This window comes from Actinokineospora bangkokensis (genome assembly GCF_001940455.1).
Lineage (GTDB): Bacteria > Actinomycetota > Actinomycetes > Mycobacteriales > Pseudonocardiaceae > Actinokineospora > Actinokineospora bangkokensis.
The window spans coordinates 1-20,849 of sequence record NZ_MKQR01000002.1; the positions used below are offsets into that span (position 1 = coordinate 1).

17 protein-coding genes are annotated in these 20,849 nt (G+C 75.6%); 9 read left to right on the plus strand and 8 right to left on the minus strand.

Annotated features, from left to right (window positions below; genetic code table 11):
• Positions 1–92: 92 nt before the first annotated feature.
• A complete protein-coding gene (locus BJP25_RS00475) occupies positions 93–674 on the minus strand; it encodes a dTDP-4-dehydrorhamnose 3,5-epimerase family protein (RefSeq protein ID WP_075972743.1) in 582 nt (193 codons plus the stop codon).
• 161 nt (positions 675–835) lie between these two features.
• Here BJP25_RS00475 and BJP25_RS00480 point away from each other — a divergent pair, with 161 nt between their 5' ends.
• The 7 genes from BJP25_RS00480 to BJP25_RS00510 all read left to right on the plus strand — a co-directional run bounded on the left by BJP25_RS00480 (position 836) and on the right by BJP25_RS00510 (position 10,838).
• The gene (locus BJP25_RS00480) at positions 836–1,729 is read left to right on the plus strand and encodes a cytochrome P450 family protein (protein WP_143218804.1); all 894 of its coding nucleotides are present in this window, start codon (positions 836–838) and stop codon (positions 1,727–1,729) included.
• Between the two features lie 48 nt (positions 1,730–1,777).
• Entirely contained in the window at positions 1,778–3,061 is a 1,284-nt protein-coding gene (locus BJP25_RS00485) for an activator-dependent family glycosyltransferase (RefSeq protein ID WP_075972745.1), read from the plus strand.
• Positions 3,061–4,518, plus strand: a complete 1,458-nt coding sequence (locus BJP25_RS00490) for an NDP-hexose 2,3-dehydratase family protein (protein WP_075972746.1) — start codon at positions 3,061–3,063, stop codon at positions 4,516–4,518. Before BJP25_RS00485 ends, BJP25_RS00490 begins: the two co-directional genes overlap by 1 nt.
• Complete coding sequence (locus tag BJP25_RS00495; protein ID WP_198943293.1) at positions 4,515–5,492, plus strand: thiamine pyrophosphate-dependent dehydrogenase E1 component subunit alpha; 978 nt, start codon at positions 4,515–4,517, stop codon at positions 5,490–5,492. The genes BJP25_RS00490 and BJP25_RS00495 overlap by 4 nt, the downstream gene beginning before the upstream one ends.
• A gap of 118 nt (positions 5,493–5,610) precedes the next feature.
• Positions 5,611–6,642 (plus strand): alpha-ketoacid dehydrogenase subunit beta, encoded by a 1,032-nt coding sequence (locus BJP25_RS00500; RefSeq protein ID WP_075972747.1) that lies wholly within the window; start codon positions 5,611–5,613, stop codon positions 6,640–6,642.
• 81 nt (positions 6,643–6,723) lie between these two features.
• Positions 6,724–9,495 (plus strand): DEAD/DEAH box helicase, encoded by a 2,772-nt coding sequence (locus tag BJP25_RS00505; RefSeq protein WP_233157850.1) that lies wholly within the window; start codon positions 6,724–6,726, stop codon positions 9,493–9,495.
• A 2-nt stretch (positions 9,496–9,497) separates the two neighbouring features.
• Positions 9,498–10,838, plus strand: coding sequence for an SWIM zinc finger family protein (locus tag BJP25_RS00510; protein WP_233157862.1), 1,341 nt, complete (start codon positions 9,498–9,500; stop codon positions 10,836–10,838).
• Here BJP25_RS00510 and BJP25_RS00515 read toward each other — a convergent pair.
• The 3 genes from BJP25_RS00515 to BJP25_RS00525 all read right to left on the minus strand — a co-directional run bounded on the left by BJP25_RS00515 (position 10,748) and on the right by BJP25_RS00525 (position 13,377).
• Positions 10,748–11,794 carry a Gfo/Idh/MocA family protein gene (locus BJP25_RS00515; protein WP_075972749.1) on the minus strand — a complete coding sequence of 349 codons (1,047 nt, stop codon included), beginning with the start codon at positions 11,792–11,794 and terminating at the stop codon, positions 10,748–10,750. The two genes, BJP25_RS00510 and BJP25_RS00515, sit on opposite strands and share 91 nt — an antisense overlap.
• A gap of 79 nt (positions 11,795–11,873) precedes the next feature.
• Positions 11,874–12,923, minus strand: coding sequence for a zinc-binding dehydrogenase (locus tag BJP25_RS00520; protein ID WP_143218805.1), 1,050 nt, complete (start codon positions 12,921–12,923; stop codon positions 11,874–11,876).
• A 1-nt stretch (position 12,924) separates the two neighbouring features.
• Complete coding sequence (locus tag BJP25_RS00525; RefSeq protein ID WP_198943294.1) at positions 12,925–13,377, minus strand: ester cyclase; 453 nt, start codon at positions 13,375–13,377, stop codon at positions 12,925–12,927.
• A 133-nt stretch (positions 13,378–13,510) separates the two neighbouring features.
• Between BJP25_RS00525 and BJP25_RS00530 the strand changes: the two genes are divergently transcribed.
• Complete coding sequence (locus BJP25_RS00530; RefSeq protein ID WP_075972750.1) at positions 13,511–14,344, plus strand: NAD(P)H-binding protein; 834 nt, start codon at positions 13,511–13,513, stop codon at positions 14,342–14,344.
• 54 nt (positions 14,345–14,398) lie between these two features.
• Here BJP25_RS00530 and BJP25_RS00535 read toward each other — a convergent pair whose 3' ends face one another.
• Positions 14,399–16,654, minus strand: coding sequence for an ATP-binding cassette domain-containing protein (locus BJP25_RS00535; protein ID WP_075972751.1), 2,256 nt, complete (start codon positions 16,652–16,654; stop codon positions 14,399–14,401).
• A gap of 98 nt (positions 16,655–16,752) precedes the next feature.
• On the opposite strand from BJP25_RS00535, the gene BJP25_RS00540 reads away from it, so the two are divergent.
• On the plus strand, positions 16,753–17,532 hold the full coding sequence (locus BJP25_RS00540; RefSeq protein ID WP_075972752.1) for a TetR/AcrR family transcriptional regulator C-terminal domain-containing protein: 780 nt from the start codon (positions 16,753–16,755) through the stop codon (positions 17,530–17,532).
• 76 nt (positions 17,533–17,608) lie between these two features.
• Here BJP25_RS00540 and BJP25_RS00545 read toward each other — a convergent pair whose 3' ends face one another.
• The 3 genes from BJP25_RS00545 to BJP25_RS00555 all read right to left on the minus strand — a co-directional run bounded on the left by BJP25_RS00545 (position 17,609) and on the right by BJP25_RS00555 (position 20,775).
• Entirely contained in the window at positions 17,609–18,025 is a 417-nt protein-coding gene (locus tag BJP25_RS00545) for an organic hydroperoxide resistance protein (protein WP_075972929.1), read from the minus strand.
• A 110-nt stretch (positions 18,026–18,135) separates the two neighbouring features.
• A complete protein-coding gene (locus BJP25_RS00550; protein ID WP_084793571.1) occupies positions 18,136–19,233 on the minus strand; it encodes a serine hydrolase domain-containing protein in 1,098 nt (365 codons plus the stop codon).
• A 48-nt stretch (positions 19,234–19,281) separates the two neighbouring features.
• Positions 19,282–20,775 (minus strand): FAD-binding oxidoreductase, encoded by a 1,494-nt coding sequence (locus tag BJP25_RS00555; RefSeq protein WP_075972753.1) that lies wholly within the window; start codon positions 20,773–20,775, stop codon positions 19,282–19,284.
• Between the last annotated feature and the right edge of the window lie 74 nt (positions 20,776–20,849).

Consider the following 20,849-nt stretch of genomic DNA (forward strand, 5'->3'; position numbering starts at 1 on the left):
CCCCGAGGGTCCCCCCGCGCCGCCCGCCCCTGACGGGCCGACGACGGCGGGGCGGGCACCGGGGACCCCGGTGCCCGCCCCGCCGTCGGTGCTCAGCCCTCGTAGCGCGGCAGCAGCCCCAGCTCCGCGGCCTCGCGCAGCGTCGGCGCCGAGCTGTCCCGGTCGGACACGATGCGCGGCAGGTCCGCGGGCCAGGGCAGGGCCAGCTCGGGGTCGAGCGGGTGGATGGTCAGCTCCAGGCCCGGCACGTACTCGCGGTCGCACAGGTACTGCATGACCGCCCGCTCGGTGAGCGCGACGAAGGCGTGCCCGATGCCGCGCGGCAGGTACACCGAGCGCGGTTCGGCCTGGGAGAGCCGGTTCGCCGTCCACCGGCCGAAGGTGGGCGAGCCGACGCGCAGGTCGACGGCGACGTCGACGACCTCGCCGTGCGCGCAGGTGACGTACTTGGCCTGCCCGGCGCCGTCGGCGAAGTAGTGCACGCCGCGGATGACCCCGCGCTTGGAGATCGACGCGTTCGCCTGCGCCACGGTGAACTCCACCCCCGTGCCGCCGCTGAGCCTGCTGGCCCGGAACCACTCGACGAAGCCGCCGCGCGGGTCGGTGTGCGTGGTGAGGTCGGCGGCCCACACCCCGGCCAGCGGGACGGACCGGCCCTGCACGTCAACGGTCATAGCGGTTCCCCTTCGCCGCGGCCGCCGGGTGCGGCCTGCCCCCGGCAGCATCCCCCCGCCTGCTCGGGGATCGCTGGGGCCCGCGCTCCACCGCGCTCCGGGTGCCGTTCGAGCGCGGCCCGCGACGCTGGACCCAGACCGCCGCGACGAAGGGTGCCCGGATGCACGACCTCGACCACGGACCCGCGCTCGACCGGACCACGCAGCTGACCCGCGGCCTGCACTGGTTGCTCGCGGCGCAGGGCGACGCGCTCGCCGCGGTGCTGCGCGGGCACCAGCACGACCCGGCCGCCGCCGCCGCGGCGCTGCGCGCCCCCGGTCCGGTGTGGCGCAGCCGCACCGGGCACTGGGTGGTGGCCGCGCGCGCCGCGGCAGCGACGGCCCTCGACCACCCCGGCTTGGCCCAGCCGCCGCTCGCGGGTGCTCTGTCCACGGTGGATGTTGCTGCCCGGGACGCGGTGCTCTCCGGTGCCCCGGCCGAGTTCGACGCCGCGGACCTGGCGTGGCGCTCGGCCGTGGCCGCGCTCGGCGGCGACCCGGCGGACCCGGAGTGGGCGGCGGCGGCCCCGGTGCTCGACGCAGCGCTCGCACCACCCCGCCCCGCGGTCGCCCGGGCGCTGGCCACCTCCGGGGTCGCGCCGGTCGCCGCGGCCGCGGCCCGGCTGGGGGCGGCGCTGGCCGCCGACGCGCTCGCCCTGCGGCTGGCCGGGGACGGCTCGGACGAGGCTGCGCTGCTGGCGGCGGTGCACGCCGGGGAACCGGTGGTGCAGCTCGTGCTCACCACGGCGACCACCGACGTGGCCCTGGCCGGGGAGCAGGTGGCGCCGGGGGAGTCCGTCGTGATCGCCCTGTGCGCGGCCAACCGCGACCCGGAGGGGGCCGGTGCCCCGCTGCTGCCCGGTGGCCCGCTCGCCGCGCCGCTGGCCTTCGCCCACGCGCACGCCGAGGCGGTGCTCACCGCGCTGCCCGAGTCCCTGCGCCCCACGGGTCCCGCGGTGCGCGCGAGCCGGGCGCCGGTCACCCGGCCGCTGGTGCGGCTGCCGGTCGCCCGCTGACCCGAGCACCGAACACACCCCACTCCCGAGGAGAGGAAGGGCCGGCCGATGAGAGTGCTGTTCGTCTGCATGCCGCACCCGACGCACTGGCAGCCGATGGTCCCGCTGGCCTGGGCGCTGCGCGCCGCGGGGCACGAGGTCCGGGTGGCGGGCCAGCCCGAGCTGGCCGAGGCGATCACCGGGTCCGGGCTCACCGCGGTGCCGATCGGCACCGAGCACTGGTACGCCGCGGACCCGCACGACCCGGCGCTGCTCGGCGAGCTGCTGGCCGCGGGCGGCTCCGAGCACGTGCAGGACTTCGACTGGGCGGGGGAGGACCCCGCGGCCTGGACCCACGAGTCGCTGCTGGGCCTGGAGCACGTGCTGGTCGCCTCGCTCTTCGCCGCCATCGGCTCCGACAGCGCGGTCGACGACCTGGTGGCCTTCACCCGCTCCTGGCGCCCCGACCTGGTGATCTGGGAGCAGTTCACGCTCGCGGGCGCGGTCGCCGCCGCGGCGACGGGGGTGGCGCACGCCCGGTTCGTCTACGGCCCGGACATCACCCTGCGGGCCCGGCGCGCGTTCCTGGAGCTCGACGCCGCGCTGGCGCCCGAGCACCGCGAGGACCCCACCGCGGACTGGCTCTCGGCGGTGCTGGCCCGCTACGGCCGCGAGTACGACGAGACCGTGCGCACCGGCCACGCCACCATCGACGTCACCCCGCCGAGCACCCGGCTCGACCTCGACCGGCCGACGCTGGACCTGCGCTACACCCCCTACAACGGGCCCGCGGTGCTGCCCGGCTGGCTGGCCGAGCCGGTGGCCAGGCCCCGGGTGTGCCTGACCCTGGGGGTGTCCGACCAGCTCGACCGCTCCCGCGCCGGGCTGGCCGAGATCCTGGGCGGGCTGGCCGACCTGGACGTCGAGGTGGTCGCCACGTTGCGCGCCGAGCACCGCGAGGGGCTGGGCCCGGTGCCCGCCAACGCCCGGCTGGTCGACTTCGTCCCGCTGCACGACCTGCTGCCCTCCTGCGCCGCGGTGGTGCACCACGGCGGGGTCGGCACCCGGGCCACCGCCGAGGCGCACGGCGTGCCGCAGCTGATCATCGGCTACGGCTGGGACACCCGGACCAAGGCCGCGCGCACCCAGGAGCTCGGCGCCGGGCTGTACCTGCCCGACGACCGGGCCGACGTGGCCGCCGTGCGCTCGGCGGTGCTGCGGCTGCTGGAGGACCCGGGCATCCGGGAGCGGGCCCGCGCGCTGCGCGCCGAGGCCGCCGAGCTGCCCGCCCCGGCGGCGGTGGTGCCCAGCCTGGTCGGGCTGGCCGAGCGGCACCGGGAGGTGGCGGCCTGATGCTGCTGCCCGCCCCCACCACCGCCGCCGAGGCCGCCACCGCGCGCCTGGCCGCCTCCGCGCTGGCCCGCGACGGGGCCGCCGCGGACCTGCTCGCCTGGTTCGACGAGCTGCGGTCGCGCTCCTACACCGAGGTCGAGCAGATCCCGCTCGACGAGCTGACCGGGTGGTCGACCGACCCGGCCAGCGGCAACATCGTCCACGACAGCGGCCGCTTCTTCGTCGTCGAGGGCCTGGACGTGCACGTGCCCGGCGGACCGGTGCCGCGCTGGCGCCAGCCGATCATCAACCAGCCCGAGACCGGGGTGCTGGGCATCCTGGTCAAGGAGTTCGACGGCGTGCCGCACCTGCTCATGCAGGCCAAGGTCGAGCCGGGCAACTGCAACGGGCTCCAGCTCTCCCCCACCGTCCAGGCCACCCGCAGCAACTACACCGGCGCGCACCGCGGCCGGGGCGTGCCCTACCTGGAGCACTTCACCGACCCCGCGGCGGGCGCGGTGCTGGCCGACGTGCGCCAGTCCGAGCAGGGCGCGTGGTTCCACCAGAAGCGCAACCGCAACATGGTCGTCGAGGCGCGCGGCGAGGTGCCGGTGCTCGACGGGTTCCGCTGGTTCACCCTGGGCCAGGTCCACCAGCTGCTCGCCGCCGACGACCTGGTGAACATGGACACCCGCACGGTGCTGTCCTGCCTGCCGTTCACCGGCCGGGGGGTGCGCCGCGCGGTCGGCTCGGGCGGCGACTGGTTCCGCGACGCCCTGCTGCGCTCGTGCGTGGCCGACGAGGGCAGCCGCCACCCCGACGAGGAGGTGCTGAGCTGGATCACCCGCGCGCGCAGCGCCACCGACGTGCAGACCCGGCGCATCCCGCTGGCGGAGGTGGACGGCTGGCGGCGGGTGGACGGGCGCATCCGGCACGACAGCGGCCGGTTCTTCGACGTGATGGGCGTGCGGGTGCGCGCCCGCGGCCGCGAGGTCGACTCCTGGACCCAGCCGATGATCGAGGCGCCGGGTCCCGGGGTGGTGGCGCTGGTGGTGCGGCGCATCGGCGGGGTGCTGCACGCGCTCATGCACGGCCGCGTCGAACCCGGCTTCGTCGACGTCGTGGAGCTGGCGCCCACGGTGCAGTGCAAGCCGGAGAACTACAGCGTGCTCACCCCGGCGGCCCGCCCGCCGTTCCTGGACCTGGTGCTCGCCGCCGCGCCCGAGGACGTCCGGTTCGACGCGGTGCACTCCGAGGAGGGCGGGCGGTTCTACCACACCCGCAACCGCTACCTGGTCGTCGAAGTCCCGCCCGAGCGCGAGCTGGAGCACCCGGACTTCCGCTGGCTCACCCTCGACCAGCTCGCGGGCCTGCTGCGCCACAGCCACTACCTCAACGTGCAGGCCCGCAGCCTGGTCGCCTGCCTGCACAGCCTCATCTGCGCCCCCGCCGCCCCGACCCCGGAGGTCAGCCCGTGACCGGCAACCCGGACACCACCCTGGTGCACGACATGGTCCGCATCCGCGCGGTGGAGGAGGTGCTGGCCGACTACTACCGCGACGAGCAGCAGATGCGCACCCCTACGCACTTCTCCATCGGGCAGGAGGCGCCCTCGGTGGGGGTCTGCGCCGCGCTGCGCCCCACCGACCTGGTCTACACCGGGCACCGCTCGCACGCGCCCTACCTGGCCAAGGGCGGCGACCTGCGCGGCATGGTCGACGAGCTGCACGGCCGCGAGACCGGCTGCGCCAAGGGCCGCGGCGGGTCCATCCACCTGGTCGACCACTCCGTCGGCTTCGCCGGGTCGGCGGCGATCCTGGGCGAGATGATCCCGGTGGCCGCGGGCGCGGCGTGGGCCTTCGCGCTCACCGGCAGCGGGCAGGTGGCGGTGACGTTCTTCGGCGACGGCGCCACCGAGGAGGGGGTGTTCGCCGAGACGCTGAACTTCGCGGCGGTGCACGCGCTGCCGGTGGTGTTCGCCTGCGAGAACAACACCTACTCGATCTCCTCGCCGCTGGCCACGCGCCAACCGGCGGGCTTCGGCATCGCCGCCCGCGCCGCCGCGCACGGCGTGCGGGCGCGCGAGGTCGACGGCAACGACGTGTTCGCCGTGCGCGAGGCCGCGGTCGAGGCGGTGGAGTCGGCGCGGGCGGGCGGCGGGCCGGTGCTGCTGGAGCTGCACACCTACCGCTGGCGCGAGCACGTCGGCCCCGGTTGGGACCACGACCACGGCTACCGCACGGCCGAGGAGATCGACTCCTGGGTGGCGCGCTGCCCGATCCGCCGCGCCGCCGACGCCCTGCGCCCGACCCACCCCGACATCGACGCCCTGGTCACCACCTGGACGGCCGAGCACACCGCCGAGGCGCACGACGCGGTCCGGTCGGCCAAGGCCGCCCCCTGGCCCGACCCCGCGGAGCTGACCCGCGGCGCCTACGGGCCCACCGCGTGAGCACCCCGGCGCCCGGCAGCGCGGCGCACGCGGCAACAGCAGCGGCAACGGCGGCAGCAACGGCAGTGGCAGTGGCAATGGCAACGGCACAGAGGACACCGACCCGAAGGGAGCGCGCGTGCGCGAGCTGACCTACGCCCAGGCCATCAGCGAGGCGACCGTGCAGTGCATGGCCGACGACCCCGCCGTCCTGGTCCTCGGCGAGGGCGTGGACGACCACAAGGGCACCTTCGGCACCACGCGGGAGGCGTTCCTGCGCTACGGCCCCGGCCGGGTCGTCGACGTGCCCAACTCGGAGAACGCCTGCGCCGGGGTGGCCATCGGCGCCGCCTCGGCCGGGCTGCGGCCGCTGGTCGTGCACACCAGGGCCGACTTCATGTTCCTGGCGCTGGACGCGCTGGTGAACCTGGCGGCCAAGTGGCGCTACATGTACGGCGACCAGGGCGCGGTCCCGGTGGTCACCCGCGGGGTCGTGGGCCGGGGGTGGGGGCAGGGCGCGACGCACTCGCAGAGCCCGCACGCCACCTTCGCCCACTACGCGGGCCTGCACGTGGCCGCCCCCGCCTCACCCGCCGACGCCAAGGGGATGCTCGTGCAGGCGCTGCGCGGGGGCACCCCGACGGTGCTGATCGAGAACCGCAACCTCTACCCGCGCACCGGGGAGGTGCCCGCGGAGGCGGTCGCCGTGCCGTTCGGGGTGGGGCGCATCGCCCGGCCGGGCACCGACGTCACCATCGTCGCCGCGTCGCTGATGGTGCTGGAGGCCGAGCGCGCGGCCGAGCAGCTGGCCGCCTGCGGGGTGGAGGTGGAGGTCGTCGACGTGCGCAGCCTGCGCCCGCTCGACGACCGCGTCATCTGCGAGTCGGTGGCCAGGACCGGGCGGCTGGTGGTGGCCGACACGAGCTGGTCGCGCTACGGGTTCGCCGCGGAGGTGGCGGCGGTGGTGGCCGAGAACGTGCCGGAGGCGCTGCGGGCCCCGGTGCGCAGGGTGACCCCGCCGGACAGCCCCGCGCCGGTGTCCTGGCCGCTGGAGCAGGCCTGGCACCCGGGGGCCGACGCCCTGGTCGCGGCCTGCCTGGACCTGGTCGGGCACCGGGCGGCGGTGCCCGCCCTGGCCGACGTCGCGGCGGGGTTCCAGGGCCCCTACTGACACGGCGTATCAAATACGGTACATTGTATTCGGTAGGTCGCCGGTGGGGAGGCATCTTTGGGTCCGGGCCAGTGCGCTGTCGTGTTCGAGCCAGCCAGTCCGACGGAGCCTGCGTGCGCGGGCACCGTGCTGTTCTGGGACGTCGACCACGATCCCGGACCCGACCTCGGCGAGCCCGCCGAGGTGCGCGCCGCGCTGCCGAGCGAGGGCGGTGTGGCCGTCCTCCCGGTGCGGGCCCGGCGGCTGCCGCTGGTCGACGCCCTGCCGGTGCTGCTGGCCGCGCGCGGGGTCGACCGGGCGCACCCGGCCGCCGCGTTCTACGCCGCCGCCGCGGGCACCGCGCTGCACCTGGCGGCCCGGGGCAGGCTGCTGCCCGGGGTGTCGGCGGCCGGGGACGCGGCGTGGCGGATGGGCCCGTTCGACGTCGTCGACATCGAGCGGCTGCGCGCGCTGGCGGCGGCGATGCCCGCCGCCGCGCACGCGGTCCCGCTCGACGCCGACGGCGAGGAGCCGCTGCTGCCCGAGCCCGAGGCGCTGCTGCGCGCCTTCTACGACGCGGTCGCGGACTCCTTGCCGCGCACGGCGGGCGCCACGCGCATCACCGGCGAGGACCGCTACGCCGCGCCCTGCGGGGGCGGCGCGGGCGACGGCGGCGGCGTGGCCGCGGAGGACCTGCGCGAGTGGTCGCGGCAGGTGGCGGCCGGTGTCGACACCGGGCTGCGGGTGGCGCTGCGGCTGGAGGTCCCCGGCGGGGACTTCGAGCGCGGCCGGTTCCACGCCGTGGTGCGGCTGCGCGACTTGGCCGACCCGACGCGGGTGGTCGACGCCGAGCGGTTGTGGGCCGGGGACGACCACGGGTTCGGCGAGCGCGCCACGTTCGAGGCCGTGCTGGCCGTGCGCCGCGCCGCGCGGGTGTGGTCGCCGCTGGAGAGCCTGCTCTCCGACGCCGAACCGGTGGCGATCGACCTGCTCGACGAGGACGTCTCCGACCTGCTCGGCGGCGCGGAGGACCGGTTGGCCGCCGCGGGCGTGGAGCTGGAGTGGCCGCCGGGGCTCTCCCGCGACCTCGGCTCCCGCGTGCTGGTGCGCACCACCGGCCCGCAGCCCGAGGACCCGGCGGAGCACCTGCGCACCTCGCCGCCGCTGCCGCTGTCCTGGCAGCTGACCCTGGCGGGCGAGCCGCTGACCGACGCCGAGATGGACACCGTCGCCAAGGGCAGGCCGGTGGTCGGGCTGCGCGACCGGTGGGTCCTGGTGGAGCCGGAACTGGCGCGCCGCGCCCGCGAGCGCGCCCTGCCCCCGCTGCCCGCCTTCGACGCGCTGGGCGCGGCGCTGGTCGGCAGCACCACCGTCGACGACGACCGGGTGGAGGCCGTGGCCGACGGCTGGCTCGGCGCGCTGGTCGAGCGCATCGGCGAACCCGACGGCGGCCCGGAGGACCTGCACCAGCCCGCGGCCCTGCGGGCCGTGCTGCGCGACTACCAGCTGCGCGGCCTGCGCTGGCTGGACCGGATGACCTCGCTCGGCTTCGGCGGGTGCCTGGCCGACGACATGGGCCTGGGCAAGACCGTCATGCTCATCGCGCTGCACCTGCGCCGCGCGGACGACCGCCCGACCCTGGTGGTCTGCCCGGCGTCGCTGCTGGGCAACTGGGAGCGGGAGGTGGGCAAGTTCGCCCCCGGCACGCCGGTGCGCCGCTTCCACGGCGGGGCGCGCTCGCTGGCCGGTGCCGACCGCGGCTTCGTGCTCACCACCTACGGCACCATGCGGGTCGACGCCGCCGCGCTCGCCGCCCACGACTGGGGCCTGGTGGTGGCCGACGAGGCCCAGCACGTCAAGAACCGGCTCAGCGGCACGGCCAAGGCGCTGCGGTCGATCCCGGCCGGGGCGAAGGTGGCGCTCACCGGTACCCCGGTGGAGAACAACCTCACCGAGCTGTGGTCCATCCTGGACTGGACGACCCCCGGGCTGCTGGGCCGCGTCGGGCAGTTCCGCGACCGCTGGGTGCGCCCGGTGGAGCTGGAGCGCGACGGCCACGCCGCGGCCCGGCTGGGCAGGCTGGTGCGCCCGCTGCTGCTGCGCCGCCGCAAGAGCGACCCCGGCATCGCCCCGGAGCTGCCGCCCAAGACCGAGACCGACCACCTGGTGTCGCTGACCCCCGAGCAGACCGCGCTCTACGAACGGGTGGTCGCGGACGTGCTGGGCGAGATCGAGGCGGGCGCCGACGGCATCGCCCGCCGCGGGCTGGTGCTCAAGCTGCTCGTCGGCCTCAAGCAGGTCTGCAACCACCCGGCGCACTACCTCAAGGAACCCGACGCCACCGCGGCCCGGTCGGAGAAGCTGCAAGCGCTCGACGAACTGGTCGACACCATCGCCGCGGAGGGTGGCGCGGCGCTGGTGTTCACCCAGTACGTGCAGATGGCGCGGCTGCTCGAACGGCACCTGGGCGACCGGGGTGTGCCGACCCGGTTCCTGCACGGCGGCACACCGGTGCCGCGCCGGGAGGAGATGGTGGCGGAGTTCCAGGAGGGCAAGGTCCCGGTCTTCCTGCTCTCGCTCAAGGCCGCGGGCACCGGCCTCAACCTCACCCGCGCCGACCACGTCGTGCACTACGACCGGTGGTGGAACCCGGCGGTGGAGGACCAGGCGACCGACCGGGCGTACCGGATCGGGCAGACCCGCCCGGTCCAGGTGCACCGGCTCATCGCCGCCGGGACGTTGGAGGAGCGCATCGCGGCGCTGCTGGAGTCCAAGCAGGAGCTGGCCTCGGCCGTGCTCGGCGGCGGGGAGGCCGCGCTGAGCGAGCTGTCGAACGCCGAGCTGCGCCGCCTCGTCGAACTCAGGAGGGCGTGAGCATGGGGTACTACGACGAGGACGAGGACGACTACGACAGCGACTTCGAGGGCCTGGAGGCGCTGTTCGCCGACGAGGAGGACGAGGAGGACACCGACGACGGGGCCGACCCCGGCAGCCGCGCGGTGTCCTTCCCCGCCTTCCCGCCGAACAAGCGCTACGGCCGCAAGTTCGCGGACACGTGGTGGGGCAACGCCTGGATCGAGGCGATGCAGGACACCGCGCTCGACCTCGACCAGCTCAAGAGCGGCCGCCGCTACGCCTTCGCGGGCCAGGTCGGCCCGATCACGGTGGCGCCGGGGCGGGTCAGCGCCCCGGTGCACGACGGCGACCACCTGCACCCGCACGCCACCGAGGTGCGCTTCGCGGAGCTGTCCGACGCCGAGTGGGACCGGTTCCTGGACAAGGTCGCCGCGCGCGCGGGCCACATCGCCGCCCTGCTCGACCGGGAGATGCCCCAGGACCTCGTCGCCGCCGCCGCGGACGCGGGCACCCGCCTGCTGCCCGGCTTCGGCGAACTCGACCCCGAGTGCGACTGCCCCGGCTGGGACAGCCCGTGCAAGCACGCCGCCGCGCTGGCCTACCAGGTGTCCTGGCTGCTCGACCGCGACCCGTTCGTCCTGCTGCTGCTGCGCGGGCGGTCGGAGGCCGAGCTGACCGAGGAACTGCTGCGCCGCAACACCGGCCGCGGCCCGGCGGAGGCCGACGACGCGGTGGTGGGCGTCCCGGCGGCGCAGGCGTGGGCGGCGGAGGTCGTGGCACCGCCGGAGCCGCCCGCGCACGTGCACCGCGTGCTCGACCTGGCGCCGCTGCTGGCCGACACCGACCTGGCCGAGCCCCCGGTCGACACCGCGGCGCTGGCCGTGCTCGCCGCCGACACCGCCGAGCGGGCCGCCGCGCTGCTCGCGGGCACGCCCGTGCCGACCGACGACCCGTGGTCCGACGCCATCCGCCTCGCCGCGCGCGGGGACGAGGACCTGCGCGCCAGGGCCGCCGCGGCGGGCCCCCGCCCGGCCGACTTCACCCGCGGCGTGCTGGCCTGGTCGCACGCGGGCGCCGAGGGGCTGGCCACGCTGGAGGACTCCTGGACCCCGGACCGCGACGCGGTCGCCAGGGCCAGGGCCGACCTCGCGGAGGCGTGGTCGGCCGCGGGCCTCGACGGCGACCCGGAGGTCAAGGTGTGGCGCAACCGCTGGACCGTCGAGGACCGCGGCTGGCAGCTGCGCCTGTCGACGACCGGCCGCTGGCACCCCTACACCCGCGACGGCTCCGCGTGGACCCCCGCGGGCCCGCCGGGGGCCACCCTCACCGCCACGCTCGCCGAACTGGCACCCGCCGAGTAGTCCAGCCGGGCTTGGCCGCCCAGCTCCCGCACCCGGGCCAGCAGCGCCAACCCGCGCAGCGTGCGCTCGCGGTGCGGGGCGGGGTCGGCGGTGCCGCGCACGAAGCGGGCGAACCGCTCCAGCGCCAACCGGAACTGGTCGGCGGCGGGCAGCGTGCGCAGCTCCACGCCCTCCTGGCGCTCCAGCCGCAGCACCGGGGCGAAGTCCTCGGGCGGGGTGAACGCGCGCTCCAGGACGATCCGCCCGCGCGAACCCCACAGCTCGTAGAACGAGCGGTAGCCGTGCCGGAAGCCGTACACCACCTGGGCGGTGGCGCCCGAGGGCGCCAGCAGCAGCGCGGTGCCCTCGGTGTCCACACCGGACCCCGCGCGGCTGACCGCGGCCACGGCGGAGAAGTCGTCGAACAGCAGCGCCGCGTGCAGCGGGTAGTAGCCGACGTCGAGCAGCGCGCCGCCGCCGAGGTCGGCGCGGTGGCGCACGTCCGAGGGCGGCAGCGGCGGCACCGCCATGCCCGCGGTCACCACCCGCAGCTCCCCGATCGCGCCGCCCGCCACCAGCGCGGCCACCTCGGCGTGCTGCGGGTGCTCGGCGAACATCCGGTTCTCGGCCACCACCAGCCCGCCCGCCGCGGCGAACACCGCCTCGGCGTCCTCGGGCGAGGTGGCCAGCGGCTTCTCCACCAGCACGTGCTTGCCCGCCCGCAGCGCGGCCTCCGCCCACCGCCGGTGCAGCCCGGTCGGCACCGACACGTACACCGCCTCCACGTCGTCGCGCCGCAGCAGGGCCTCGTAGCCGGTCACCGCATCGGCGCCGAACTCGGCCCCGAACGCCGCGGCCCGCTCGGCCGAGCGGCTGGCGACGGCGACGAGGCGGTGGGGTGAGCGCCGCAGCGCCGGGATGAACCGGCGGCGGGCGATGGACGAGCAACCGATGACGCCGAACCCGACGGGGTCCACGGCGCCTCCTCCCTGGTCCGCTTCGGGTGTTCGGGGAACGCGGCGGGCCGGGTGGGCGGCGCCCACCCGGCCCGGCCGGTCACGGTTCCAGCACGAGCTTGCCGACGACGCCGCCCGCCATCAGCGTGCGCACCGCCTCGCCCACCCGCTCCAGCGGGTAGCGCGCGTGCACGGCCGGGTCCAGCACCCCGGCCGCCACCAGCTCGAACAGGGCGGCGATGTCGGCGCGGAAGCGCTCGCCGGGCCGCACGTAGTAGGTCTTGGCCGTGCGCCCCCGGGTCAGCCCCAGCGCCTTGGCCACGCCCCAGCCCAGCACCTTGCGCAGCACCGGCAGGTGCGGGCGGAACCACTGGCCCGAGCGGAAGCCGTCCACCGAGGAGTCGAAGGACACCAGGGTGCCGCCGGGGGCGAGCAGCCGCCAGCCGGTGCTGACGCTCTCGCCACCGATGTGGTCGAACACCGCGTCGACGCCGCCCGGTGCCAGGGCGCGCACCGCGTCGGCCACGCCGGAGCGGTAGTCCACCGGCTCGGCGCCCAGCGCGCGGACCACCTCGTGCCGGGCGGGGTGCGCGGAGCCGATCACCCGGACCCCGTGGTGGACGAGCAGCCGGGTCAGCACGGAGCCGACGCCGCCGGTCGCACCCTGCACGAACGCCGTCTGCCCGGGCCGCAGGCGCGCCGAGCGGTGGGCCATCTGGTAGGCGGTGACGCCGTTGCACACCAGGGCGACCGCGCGCGCGGCGTCGACGTCCTCCGGCACCGCGGCCAGGATCGCCGCGGGCACCTCCACGAACTCCTGCCACGAGCCGGAGCGGGGCATGGCGGCCACCCGGTCGCCCGGCGCCCAGCCGCGCACCCCGGCGCCGACCTCCACGACGCGGCCCACCAGGTCGTAGCCGGGCACCGCGGGCAGCCGGGGCGGGAACGGGTGCAGGCCGCGCAGCAGCTGCACCTCCGCGTAGGAGATCCCCGCGGCCTCCACCCGCACCACGACCCGGCCGCGCCCGGCGGTGGGCCGGGGCCCGTGCCCCAGCGACAGCGAGGCGGGGTCGCCGTCGAAGGCGCCCAGCACCACCCGCCTGCTCGTGCCGACGCTGCCCGCCAGGTCCCCGGTCGGCTGCGCGGCCACCTCAGGCCACCGCCGTCACGGCGCCGATGGCGCTGAGCATGGGCAGGTGGTTCATCACGTCCCAGTGCTCGACGACCCGGCCGTCGACGAAGCGCAGCTCCTCGACGATGTGCCAGCTCACCCGCTTGCCGGTGGGCGCCAGGCCCGCGAACCCGCCCGCGTGCGTGCCGGTCACGGTGATCCGCAGGGTGACCCGGTCGCCCTCGGCCATGATGCTGCGCACGTCCAGGTGCAGGTCGGGGAAGGCGGCCAGGCCCTCCTCCATCCGGCCGATCATCTCGTCGGTGTCGACCGGCTGGTCCTCGGAGTAGTGCACCACCCCGGGCGCCCAGTGCTCGATGATCCCGCCCAGCTCCCACCGGTTCCACGCCGCCACCATGGCCAGGCAGCGCCGCTTGTTCTCGGCCGCCACCCGCTCGTCGGCCACCCGCTCCTCCGCCAGCTGTGCAGTCACTCCACCACTCCCGTCGCTCGCCGGTCTGCCCGCCCACCGAGCATCCCCACCCTCCCTTGAGGACGCCTTGAGGGGCGGTGGGGATGCTCGTCCCCGGGGCCGCCGCCGGGGTGGCCGGGAGAGGGGTGGCGCGATGGTGTTCCTGGTGACCGGCGCGAGCGGGCACGTCGGCAGGCACGTGGTGGCCGGCCTGGCGCGGGCGGGGGTCGAGGTACGGGCGAGCAGCCGGATGCCCGACAAGCTGGTGCTGCCCGAGGGGGTGCGGGCCGCGCACGGCGACCTGGCCGAGCCGGGCACCCTCACCGAGGCCCTGGTCGGGGTGCGCTGCCTCTACCTGTTCCCGGTGCCCGAGACCGCCGCCGAGGTCGTGGCCAGGGCGGGCGAGGCGGGCGTGCGCCGCGTCGTGGTGCTCTCGTCGAGCTCGGTGGAGGACCCCGACTCCCACAGCGGTGAGCACCACCGCGCGGTGGAGCGGGCGGTGCGCGACGCGGTCCCGGAGTGGACCTTCGTGCGGCCGGACGAGTTCGCCACGAACCTGGTGTGGAAGTGGGGCCACTCGATCCGCACCCGCGACCTGGTGCGCGCCCCCTACGCCGCGGCCCGCAAGACGCTGCTGCACGAGGCCGACGTGGCGGCGGTGGCGGTCGCGGCCATGCTCGGCGACGACCTGGTGGGCCGCGCGCCCGTGCTGACCGGACCCGAGTCGCTGGACCAGCGCGAGCAGGTCGAGGCCCTCTCGCGCGCGCTGGGCAGGCCGATCGGGTTCGAGGAGATCACCCCCGAGGCCGCCAGGGCGGAGATGCTGGCCGCCATGCCGCCGCCGGTGGTCGACATGGTGCTGGGCTACCTGGCCGCCTCGATCGACTCGCCCCCGCCGGTGCTGCCCACCGTGGCGGAGATCACCGGCAAGCCGGGGAGGACGCTGGAGGAGTGGGCGCGCGACCACGTCGCGGACTTCACCGCCTGACCGCGGTGGGCGCCGGGTCCGGGACCCGGCGCCCACCGGGCGGTGCGGTCCCGCTCAGACCAGGTCCGCGAGGAAGGGGCCGGTGGCGGTGTCGGCGCGCGCGGCCAGCTCCCGGGGCGTGCCGGTGAACACGACGGTGCCGCCGTCGCGCCCGGCGCCGGGGCCGAGCTCGATGACCCAGTCGGCGTTCTTGACCACGTCGAGGTTGTGCTCGATGACCACGACCGTGTTCTGCTGGGCGACCAGCCGGTCCATGATGCCCACCAGCCGGTCGATGTCAGACAGGTGCAGCCCGCTGGTGGGCTCGTCCATGATGTAGACGCTGCCCTTCTTGTTCAGCTCGCAGGCCAGCTTGAGCCGCTGGCACTCGCCGCCGGACAGGGTGCTCAGCGGCTGGCCCAGGCTGATGTAGTCCAGGCCGACCTCCACCATCGCGTCCAGCACCCCGGCGAAGCGCGCGCCGTCGAAGAACTCCACGGCCTCGGCGGCGGTCAGCTCCAGCACGTCGCTGATCGACTTGCCGCGCACGGTGTGCGCCAGCACGTCCCGGTTGAAGCGCTTGCCGCCGCAGTCCTCGCAGGTGGTGCGGATCGGGTCGAGGAAGGCCAGGTCGGTCTGGGTGAACCCGAGGCCCTGGCAGGTGGGGCAGGCGCCCTTGGAGTTGAAGCTGAACAGCGACGCGGGCGCCTTGGTGGTCTTGGCGAACAGCTTGCGGACGTCGTCCATGATGCCGACGTAGGTGGCGGGCGTGGAGCGGCTGCTGGTGCCCACCGCGGCCTGGTCGATGACGATGGCGCCGGGGTGCTGCTCGCGGAACGCGCCGAAGACCAGCGAGCTCTTGCCCGACCCGGCCACGCCGGTGACGGCGGTGAGCACGCCGGTGGGGATGTCGACGGTGACCTTGCGCAGGTTGTTCACCGCGGCGTCGACGACGGTCAGCGCCCCGGTGGCGACCCGGTACTCCGCCTTGCCCTTCTCCTCGCGGGACAGGAAGCGGCCGGTGAGGGTGTCGGCGGCGCGCAGCCCCTCCAGCGAGCCCTGGTAGACGACCTCGCCGCCGCGGGTGCCCGCGTGCGGGCCCATGTCGACGACGTGGTCGGCCACCGCGATCACGTCCGGGTCGTGCTCGACCACCAGCACCGTGTTGCCCTTGTCGCGCAGCTCGCGCAGCAGCTCGTTGAGCTTGCGCACGTCCTTGGCGTGCAGGCCGACGCTGGGTTCGTCGAGCACGTACATGACCTCGATGAGGCTGCTGCTCAGGTGCCGCACCGTCTTCACCCGCTGCGACTCGCCGCCGCTGAGGGTGTTGGTCTCCCGGTCCAGGCTCAGGTAGCCCAGGCCGATCGTCACCAGGTGCCCGATCCGGGTGGCCAGCCCGGACAGCACCGGCGCCGCGCCGGGCAGGTCGAGCGAGCGGACGACCTCCAGCAGGTCGCCGAGCTCCATCGCCGACATCTCCGCGATGGTGCGCCCGGCCACCTCGACTGACAGCGCGCGCTCGTTGAGCCTGCTGCCCCCGCACCGCGAGCACACGCGGTGGGTGACGAACCGCAGCACCATCTCGCGGTTCTTCTCCGCCATGGTGTTGACGTCCTTCTTGATGAACAGGCGGGTGAACCGGTCCACCAGGCCCTCGTACTCGGAGCTGCCGCTGCCGCCGGGGCCGGTCCAGGACACCTTCTCCCCGGTGCCGGTGAGCAGCTGGGCCATCTCGGCGTCGGTGTAGTCGGCCAGCGGCTTGTCCATGTCGAACAGCCCGGAGCTCTCGTAGAGCTTCCAGTACCAGGTGCCGGTGGCGAACGGCGGGAACAGGATCGCGCCGCCGTTGAGCGACAGCGACGGGTCCAGGAACCGGTCGAGGTCGAGCTCGGCGGTGCGGCCGATGCCGTCGCAGCGCTCGCACATGCCCGCGGGGTCGTTGAAGGAGAACGCGCCCGGGCCGCCGACCTGGGGGCTGCCGAAGCGGGCGAACAGCAGGCGCAGCAGCGGGGCGATGTCGGAGATGGTGCCCAGCGTCGAGCGGGACCCGCCGCCGAGGCGCTTCTGGTCGATCACGACCGCGGTGGAGAGGTTCTCGATGGAGTCGACCGTCGGCTCGCCGTACTTGGGCAGCACGGTGCGCACGAACGCGGAGAACGTCTCGTTGAGCTGGCGCTGGGACTCCGCGGCGATGGTGTCGAACACCAGCGAGGACTTGCCGGAGCCGGACACCCCGGTGAACACCGTGATGCGCCCGCGCGGCACCTCCAGCGACACCGCCTTGAGGTTGTTCTCCCGCGCCCGGACGATCTTGATCGACTTCTGCTGCATGGAACCGCCTGTTCGCCGTCGGCTGCTCCCGACCGGGAGGACCCGCGGTCGGGCGGACAATGTATCGTATCTAGTACGATGGTAGGGTGGTGCCCACTATGGCCAAGGACAGAGGCACGCCCGACCCCGCCAGGAGCCTGGCGCTGCTGTGGCGCACCCGGGAGCCGGTCGCCCGCGAGGGCCGCACCGAGCTGACCGTCGCGAAGATCGCGGCCACGGCGATCGCCGTCGCCGACGCCGAGGGCATCGCCAAGCTGGCCATGCGCCGGGTGGGCGAGGCGCTCGGCGTGGGCACCATGTCGCTCTACACCTACGTCCCCGGCAAGTCCGAGCTGCTCGACCTGATGGTCGACACCGTCTACGGCGAGCTGCCCACCACCATCCCCGCCGACGGCGACTGGCGGGACCGGCTGGAGCGCGTCGCGATGGACAACTGGCGGCTCTACCTGGCCCACCCGTGGCTGGCCTCGGTGGAGTCCAGCAGGCCGGTGCTCGGCCCGAACCTGATGGCCAAGTACGAGCGCGAGCTCGGCGCGCTGCTCGACAGCGGCCTCGGCGACGTCGACACCGACTCGGTGCTCACCCTGGTGCTCGGCCACGTCCGCGGCTGCGCGCGCGCCGTGGCCGAGTCCGCGGCCCTCGAACGCGAGACGGGCATGACCGACCAGCAGTGGTGGCAGGCGCACGCCCCGTGGCTGGCCACCTTCGCGGGCACCGCCGAGACCCCCAACGCCGACCGGATCGGCACCGCGGCGGGGGAGGCGCACGGCACCGCCTACGACCCCGAGCACGCGCTGCGCTTCGGCCTGCAACGCCTGCTCGACGGCATCGCGGTCATGGTCGAGCAGGAGGCGGGCGCGCGGACCGCGTCCGGCTGACCCGCCCCGGCACCGCGCGCGGGCACCGCACCCCGGCTCGTCGCCGTCGGGTGCGGTGCCCGCGTCGTACCGGTGGTCAGCCGCGCCGCACGGCCACCTCGACCTCGCCGCGGGTGGCCGCCGAGTACGGGCACACCTGGTGCGCCTGCGCCACCAGGGCGTCGGCCACGTCCTCGGGCACCCCGGGCAGGTGCGCCGTCAGCGCCACCGACAGGCGCATGCCCGCCTCGGACTCCAGCAGCGCCACCTGCGCGGTGACCGACGAGCCCACCGGGCGCACCCCCTGGGAGCGGGCGGTCCAGAGCAGGGCGGAGTGGAAGCAGGCGGAGTACCCGGCGGCGAACAGCTGCTCGGGGTTGGTCGCGTCGCCGCCCGCCCCGCCCAGGCCGGTGGGCGCGGCCAGCGGCACGTCCAGCAGCCCGTCGGCGGTGCGGACGGCGCCCTCGCGGCCGTCCCCGGTCGCCGTGGCGGAGGTGGAGTAGAGCTGGTGCACGGTCGTGGCCTCCCGGTGGGGCCCGCCGCGCACCGGGCCGATGTTCCGGTGCGCGGCGGGGGTCTGGTGTGCTGCGGGCGCGGGGTGCGCGGTCGTGCCGGGTCGCCCGGTCAGAGCAGGCACTCGGCGGCGGCGTTGAGCGCGGCGACGACGCCGTCCTCGAAGGTGCCGCTGAAGTCGTCCGGGTCGATGTCGAGGGTGATGGAGGCGATCAGCCTGCGGCGCCCGTCCAGGGTGGCCCCGATGAAGGTGGCGTAGCCGGGGATGCCGCCGCCGTGGCCCCACAGGCTCAGCCCGCAGGCGGTCTCCAGCGGCATGAAGCCCAGGCCGTAGCCGTTGGACATCGGCAGCGGCACCCACTCCGGCGGCACCGTGGTCTTCATCTCGGCGAACTCGGCCGGGCCCAGCAGCCGCCCGCCCATCAGCGCCACCAGGAACGCGTCGAGGTCGGCGGTGGTCGAGAGCATCTCGCCCGCCGAGCACGCCTCCGACGGGTTCATCTCGGTGACGTCGACCGACTCGCCGCCGATCTGCATGTAGCCGCGCGCGTGCGGGCCCTGGATCGTCGGGTCGTCACCGGGCAGCGAGGTGCCGGTCAGGCCCAGCGGCTCGATGACGCGCTCGCGGATCTCCTCGGCGTAGCTGCGCCCGGTGATCGCCTTGATGAGCAGGCCGAGGGCGATGTAGTTGGTGTTGGAGTACTCGAAGGTGGTGCCCGGCTCGAAGTTCAGCGGTCGGGCGGCGGCCACCGCCACCAGGTCCGCGGCGTCGTAGTGGTTGTAGCGGTCGCGCTGGAACCGCTCACCGGGCCGCTGGAACGAGTCGGCGTGGTTGAACAGCCCGCTGGTGTGCTGCATCAGGTTGCGCACGGTGACCCGGTCGCCGTGCTCGGGCAGCAGGTCCGGCAGGATCGAGGACACGGTGGCGTCGAGGTCGAGCTTGCCCTCCGCCTTGAGCTGGAGCAGCACCACGGAGACGAACACCTTGGTGATGCAGGCGATGCGGAACCGGCCGTCGGCGGGCACCGGGTCGGTCGACCCGAACTCGCGCAGGCCCGAGGTGGTGACGAAGGTGCCGTCGTCGACGGACACGCGGAACTGCGCGCCCGCGGCGCCCAGCGGCACCAGGGCGTTGACCGCCTGGCGCAGCGCGATGCGCTTCGGGTGCGCCGCGTCGTCGACCGGCGCCGCGGTTTCGGTGGTGGACATGGGACCTCCTGGGGTGGTTGCTGGTGGGCTCGCCCGGTACCGGGCTGGTCAGCGGACCGACAGGGCGTGGCCGAACACGCCCAGCGGGTCCCACGCCTTCGCCGCCGCTTGCAGGCGGGCGAGGTTGTCGGCGTAGTACAGGTGCTGCCACGGCACCCCCGAGGTGTTCCACCCGGGGTCGGCCAGGTCGGTGTCGGGGAAGTTGATGTGGCAGCCGTCGGTGCGCGGTCCGGGCGCGGGCACGCCGCCGGTGCCCGCGTGCACGTCCCGGTAGAGCCTGCGCAGGTAGGACAGGCCCGCCTCGTCGTCGGCGGCGTCGTCCCACGTGGCCAGGAACAGCGCGCGCAGCACGGAGTCGCGCTGGGCGACGGCGGTGGCGCCGGGGGCGACCGCGTTCACCGCGCACCCGCTGGACTGGAGGGACACCGACGCGCCGCGGCACGGGTGGTCGCTGTCGCCGAGCCGGTCGAACAGGACGTCGGCCTGCTCGTCGGTGTAGCCGGCCCGCAGGTGCGCCGACTTGACCTTGTGCCTGCCGGGCTCGCCGTCCTGGGCCTCGGACAGCGCGCGCGCCGCCTCCGGCCAGCTCCCGGTGGTGACGGGGGTGTCGAAGGAGGGCGCGTCGACCCCCTCGGTCATCGCGGCCAGCGCGCCGGCGAGCTGGTCGGCGTCGCCGGTGCCCGTCAGGAACAGGATGGCGGCGGGCACGCTGTCGTCGTCGGGTTGCGCCGCCAGCAGCACCAGCCCGCTGAACAGGCCGGAGTGCGGCGAGCCGGGTCCGCTGTTGCGCTCGTGCCAGCGGCCGTGCGCGCCGACCAGCGCCCGGAACGCCTCCCGGGACAGGCCCTCGCGGGGGAAGATCCGGCTGGTGATCAGGACGTTGCCGGGCGCGGGGGGCAGCGCCGACTCGGGGGCGGTGCCGTCCGCGCCGGGGGAGCGCAGCCAGTACCGGGTGACGATGCCCAGGTTCCCGCCGCCGATACCGGTCAGCGCCCACCACAGCTCGTGCGCCGCGTCGGCCGGGTCCCTGGTGGCCACCACCGCGCGCGCCCGGCCCTCGGCGTCGACCGTGACCACCTCGACCGCGTGCACGTGGTCGACGGCGGTGCCCAGCGCCCGCGACAGCGGACCGTAGCCGCCGCCCGCCAGGTGCCCGCCCAGCGCCACCGTCGCGCTCGCCCCGGCGGGCAGCACCGTGCCCCACCTGCGGTGCAGCTCGGTGTGCAGGTCGAGCAGCCGCACCCCGGGGCCCGCGACCACCGCGCCCCGCTCGGCGTCCCACTCGACCCCGTCGAGCGGGGACAGGTCGACGACCACCTGCTGCCGGGGGTCGGAGACGAAGCCCTCGTAGCAGTGCCCGCCGCTGCGCGCGGTCACCCCGGCGCCGCGGTCCACCGCCGCCTGCACGGCGGCCACCACGTCGGCGGTGCTCGTGGCGAGCACGAACTCCTCGGGGGCGGGCAGGAAGCGGGTGTTGTCCCCGCGCCCGGCCAGGCCCGGGTAGCGCGGGTCGTCCGGCGTGACGCGGTTCGGCTGCTCCATGGGGTTGCGCTCCGCCCTTCGTGTGCTGGCCGGTTCGGTGCGACCAGGCTGTCGCCCGCCGCTCGGGGCGCGGT

What these genes read in the sequence shown, in the direction of transcription:
- BJP25_RS00475 (WP_075972743.1), bottom strand. Translation starts at nt 674, where the DNA reads ATGACCGTTGACGTGCAGGGCCGGTCCGTCCCGCTGGCCGGGGTGTGG.
- BJP25_RS00490 (WP_075972746.1), top strand. Translation starts at nt 3,061, where the DNA reads ATGCTGCTGCCCGCCCCCACCACCGCCGCCGAGGCCGCCACCGCGCGC.
- BJP25_RS00540 (WP_075972752.1), top strand. Translation starts at nt 16,753, where the DNA reads ATGGCCAAGGACAGAGGCACGCCCGACCCCGCCAGGAGCCTGGCGCTG.
- BJP25_RS00480 (WP_143218804.1), top strand. Translation starts at nt 836, where the DNA reads ATGCACGACCTCGACCACGGACCCGCGCTCGACCGGACCACGCAGCTG.
- BJP25_RS00530 (WP_075972750.1), top strand. Translation starts at nt 13,511, where the DNA reads ATGGTGTTCCTGGTGACCGGCGCGAGCGGGCACGTCGGCAGGCACGTG.
- BJP25_RS00535 (WP_075972751.1), bottom strand. Translation starts at nt 16,654, where the DNA reads ATGCAGCAGAAGTCGATCAAGATCGTCCGGGCGCGGGAGAACAACCTC.
- BJP25_RS00555 (WP_075972753.1), bottom strand. Translation starts at nt 20,775, where the DNA reads ATGGAGCAGCCGAACCGCGTCACGCCGGACGACCCGCGCTACCCGGGC.
- BJP25_RS00510 (WP_233157862.1), top strand. Translation starts at nt 9,498, where the DNA reads ATGGGGTACTACGACGAGGACGAGGACGACTACGACAGCGACTTCGAG.
- BJP25_RS00550 (WP_084793571.1), bottom strand. Translation starts at nt 19,233, where the DNA reads ATGTCCACCACCGAAACCGCGGCGCCGGTCGACGACGCGGCGCACCCG.
- BJP25_RS00485 (WP_075972745.1), top strand. Translation starts at nt 1,778, where the DNA reads ATGAGAGTGCTGTTCGTCTGCATGCCGCACCCGACGCACTGGCAGCCG.